Origin of the sequence: Streptomyces sp. WAC05292 (assembly GCF_003949955.1) — a bacterium.
GTDB lineage: Bacteria > Actinomycetota > Actinomycetes > Streptomycetales > Streptomycetaceae > Streptomyces > Streptomyces globosus.
In genome coordinates, this window is sequence record NZ_RPSE01000480.1 from 1 (window position 1) to 4,156 (window position 4,156).

The window sequence follows — 4,156 nt, forward strand, 5'->3', positions numbered from 1 at the left end:
GGACAACGTGCGCCGGGTCCGGGCGGCCGGCCCCCGGGTCCTGGTCATCAGCACGGTCGCGGACCGCCCGCGGATCGTCTCCGCGGTCGCCGCGGGCCCCGACGGCGCCGTGTGGTGCACCCTCGTCCACGCCGGCCGGATCGCCCGGCTGCCCGCCGCCGGGCTTCCGGGGGGCGGCATGGCCGCGGTCGAGGAGTTCCCCCTCGACCACGCGGACTGCGGGCCCTCGCTGATCACCGCGGGCCCCGACGGCGCCCTGTGGTTCACCCGCATGCGGGACGACCGCATCGGCCGCATCGCCACCGACGGCAGCATCCGCTCCTTCGCCCTCCCCGACGCGGCCACCGGGTCCGCGTCCGCCCCGTACGGCATCGCCGCGGGCGCCGACGGCGCGCTCTGGTTCACCCTCTCCGCGGCCGGGCGGATCGGGCGGATCACCACCGGCGGCGCGGTCACGGAGTTCCCGCTTCCGCAGGCCGACGCCTTCCCCGCCTTCATCACCGCCGGGCCGGACGGCGCGCTCTGGTTCACCCTCAACCGGGCCGGCGCCGTCGGCCGGATCACCACGGGCGGCGACATCTCCCTGTACCCGCTGCCGGATCCGGACTGCGGACCGGTCGGACTGGCCGCGGGCTCGGACGGCGCCCTGTGGTTCACCGAGATCACCGCCGGCCGGATCGGCCGGATCACCGCCGGCGGCGCGGTCACGGAGTTCCCGCTGCCCGATCCGGGCTGCCGGCCGCACGCCGTCACCGCCGGCCCGGACGGCGCGTACTGGTTCACCGAGTGGGCGACGGGCCGCATCGGCCGGCTCTCCCCCGACGGCCGGGTGTCCTCGTACGAGCTGCCCGGCAGCGGCAGCGAGCCCCACGGCCTGGCCTTCGGCCCGGACGGCGCCCTGTACGCGGCCCTGGAGCACGGCGGGATCGCCCGCCTCGACCCGGCCGGGGGATGAGGCGGCCGGGGGTCGCCCGCCCACCGGCGGGCGACCCCCGGTCACTCCTGCGAGTGGTGGCGCGCAACCTCTCCCCCGCTGCGCTGTTGCACTGCATGCACGGGCAACAGCAACCCCCACTACGAACAGGAACACGATGCTCAAGAAGGCCGCCAACACGGTCGTCGTCGCCGCCTCCCTCCTCGGCGCGGGCGCCGCCCTGGCCACCCCGGCCATGGCCATCGGCAACGACAACGGCATCAACACCGTGAACGGCAACAACGCCGCGCAGATCTACGGCAACCAGAAGACCGAGGGCGCGCTGAGCCCGCAGGCCTCCCTGGTGCAGGGCTCGCTCAACAAGCCGTGCCTCGGCGTGCCGGTGAAGGTGAACGCGCAGTCACTGGTCGCCATCCTGGCGAACATCGGCGTCCAGGACGTCAACGTCCTGTCCAACCCGATGAACCAGCAGTGCGCCGAGAACTCCACCCAGGCCAAGGGCGACGAGTCCCTCTCGCACATCCTCAGCAACATCCCGGTCCTCTCCGGCAACCTCTCCGCCGGCAGCTGAGGCCCGCCCACCGCGCACCGGCCCCGGTCCCGCCCCGCACCACGGGGCCGGGGCCGGGGCCGGCCTCCGTCAGGGGGCGTGGCCGTCCTCGCGTGCCCGCCGGGCCAGGTCGATCTTCGTGTAGGCGGGGCGGCCCGCCTCCCGGTACTTCTCCTTCACCCGGTCCAGGTAGAACTTGGCCGTGTTGGGGCTGATGCCGGCGCGGCGGGCCGTCGCCTTGAGGGTCAGCCCGGAGGCGTAGTACCGCAGCACCTCCAGCTCGCGCGGCGCCAGCCGGGGACGGTCGGCGGCCGTGTCGTGGACCCATGCGAAGGCCAGTTCGGGCGAGTGCGCCGTACCGCCGGCGGCCACGGTGGCGACGGCCTCGACCAGGGTCGGCAGGTCGTGGTCCTTGGTGAGGTAGCCGTCCGCGCCCGCGGCGACCGCGGAGACGATCCGCGGGCGGTCCGCGACCGTGCTGATGACCAGGACCCGGGGGCCGGCCGCCCGGACCCGGCGCACGTTGTCCTCCGGTACGGAGCCGTCCCGCAGGAGGAGGTCGAGGAGCACCACCTCGGCGGTGCGGCCGGGGCCGGCGAGGAGGTCCCCGACGGTGGGCACCGCGGCGAGCAGCCGCAGCCGGTCGGTGCCCGCCAGCCAGGAGCGCAGTCCGTCCAGCAGCATCCGGTCGTCGTCGACCGCCGCCACCGTGACCGCACCGGTCACCGCGCCGTCCACCTGCACCCCCGAAAACGAACCCCTCGGTGACGCACCCCCCTGAACGGGCGGGTACCGGGTGATCAGTTGATCTCGCTACGTTCAGGGCGTCAAGAAGGTCTTGAGACAGGAGAGATCACGTGACCGGCAAGTCTGTTCGTTGGGGCGGGGGCGGTCTGCTGGCCGCGCTCGCGGGCCTGTTCGTCCTGCTCCTTTCGGCGCCGGCTTCGGCGTCGGCATCCGCGGACCCGGGGGTGCGCTACACCACCAGCTTCCGCAGCGCCTACACGTACGCCCTGAAGCCGCCGAGCGGGAAGTGCCTCGACATGCAGGGCGGCGGACGGCCCGCGCCGGGGAAGGTCATCCAGACGTTCGACTGCAAGACCGCGCTGCACCAGCGGTTCACCTTCCACCAGGGCGGCGACGGCACCTTCACGATCGGCATCTTCGGGGCGTACTGCCTCACGCCGCAGGGCGGCGCGGTTCCCGGTGCGCCGCTCGTCGTCGGCACCGGCAGCGGCTGCGGCGTCTTCACCTGGCGCAACTCCCCGGTCGCCGGGGACCGCTGGGAGCTCGTCGAGGTGACCTCGGGCCAGTGCCTGCGGGACACCGGCCGGCGGTCCCCCGTGGTGCTGGGCGCCTGCGGGGCCGGCGAGTCCGCCTGGAGGCCCGTCTTCATGGAGGTCTACAACTACGACCAGTTCGGCCGGGCGGCGGCCGCGGCCTGAGCCGGTGAACGGGGGCGCGGCACGGCGGGTTCCGCACCCGCCGTGCCGCGCCCTGCCGTCCGGGTCCCGTGCCCGGGCGTCGTCAGCCGCGCTGGACGGCGGCCTTGCCGCCGGCCAGGTGCCATTCGCGGTTGAGCGAGCCGAGCGGGATGCGCCGTTCGAAGATCGGCGTGCCGAACAGCGACAGCTGGAGCTGGAGGTTGCCGCTCAGGTCGAAGCCGCCGTAGAGCGCCCAGGCGCCGCTGACCGACGCCTTGCCGTCAGTGGAGGCGGCGGCCTTCACGTCGCCCTCGCCCCGCAGGTAGGGGGCGAACTCGGCGGAGACGCCGACGGCCCCGTACAGGCCGACGGCGGCCTCGGCGCCGAGCGCGGCCTTGACCTTCCCGGCGGCGGTGACCTCGGCGGTCACGGGGGTGCTCTCCACCTTCGAGGTGCTGACCGGGGTCCACCCCTTGCCGGAGGCGTAGCTGCCGCCGACACGGAAGTCGCCCTTGACGTCCTGCTTGACCTCCAGCGTGACGCGGCCGTCGGCCTCCACCTGGATGAAGCAGGTCAGGTCGAGGTTGACGACGACGGGCACCGGGCCGACCTGGATGACGGGGGCGCTGTGCAGCTTGGCGAACGGGATCCGCTTCGGGCCGCCGGTCGTCGCGGCCGCGTGGCCCTTGAGGCTCCACTGCGAGGACCAGTCACCGCTCATGCCGAGGAACGCGCCGCGCGGGCCGGTGCCGCCGGACCCGTCGTACGCGAACTCGACGGTGGGCGCGAGCTGGACGAACCCGGACACCGAGGCGCCCGCGGAGACGGGGGCGCCGGCGGCGGTCTCGATGGGGGCGTTCACGTCGAGGCGCAGGTTGCCCAGCGGCAGCTTGGCGCCCTCCGGGCCGAACTTCAGGCCCTGGCCCTTGGCCCACGAGAAGGTGACGCCCTTCATCAGCGGTTCGACCGTGACGGTGGACGGGTCGACGGGGACCTTGCCGTCGGCCTTGTCGTCGTTGAGAACGGCGGACAGGGTCGTCGGTGCGGTCTTGACCTCGGTGCCGCGCTCGGTCTTCCGGCCGACCTCGGTGACCTTCGCGAGGAGGCCGTCGGGGGCTCCGGGGACGGGGGCGCTGGCGATGACGTCACCGACGGCGACCGCCTTGTCCGGTGCGGCGGAGCCGCTCGGGGAGGCGCCGGGCGAGGGAGTGTTCTGCGCGGGGGCGGACCCCTTGGGGTCCTTCGGCG

Annotated in this window: 5 protein-coding genes; 3 read left to right on the top strand and 2 right to left on the bottom strand. The window is 74.3% G+C overall.

What is annotated here, in order from left to right; genetic code table 11:
- Positions 1-40 precede the first annotated feature (40 nt).
- Entirely contained in the window at positions 41-955 is a 915-nt protein-coding gene (locus EF903_RS29605; RefSeq protein ID WP_125548082.1) for a virginiamycin B lyase, read from the top strand.
- Positions 956-1,091: 136 nt separating this feature from the next.
- The gene (locus tag EF903_RS29610; RefSeq protein WP_125548079.1) at positions 1,092-1,505 is read left to right on the top strand and encodes a rodlin; all 414 of its coding nucleotides are present in this window, start codon (positions 1,092-1,094) and stop codon (positions 1,503-1,505) included.
- A 69-nt stretch (positions 1,506-1,574) separates the two neighbouring features.
- On the opposite strand, the gene EF903_RS29615 is transcribed toward EF903_RS29610, so the two are convergent.
- Positions 1,575-2,210: a response regulator transcription factor gene (locus EF903_RS29615; protein ID WP_125548083.1), complete on the bottom strand. Its 636-nt coding sequence runs from the start codon at positions 2,208-2,210 to the stop codon at positions 1,575-1,577.
- Between the two features lie 131 nt (positions 2,211-2,341).
- Here EF903_RS29615 and EF903_RS29620 point away from each other — a divergent pair, with 131 nt between their 5' ends.
- Positions 2,342-2,929, top strand: coding sequence for an RICIN domain-containing protein (locus EF903_RS29620; RefSeq protein WP_125548080.1), 588 nt, complete (start codon positions 2,342-2,344; stop codon positions 2,927-2,929).
- An 82-nt stretch (positions 2,930-3,011) separates the two neighbouring features.
- Here the strand turns inward: EF903_RS29620 and EF903_RS29625 are convergent.
- Positions 3,012-4,156, bottom strand: a 1,145-nt coding sequence (locus EF903_RS29625) for a hypothetical protein (protein ID WP_125548081.1), incomplete at its 5' end; no start/stop codon positions are given.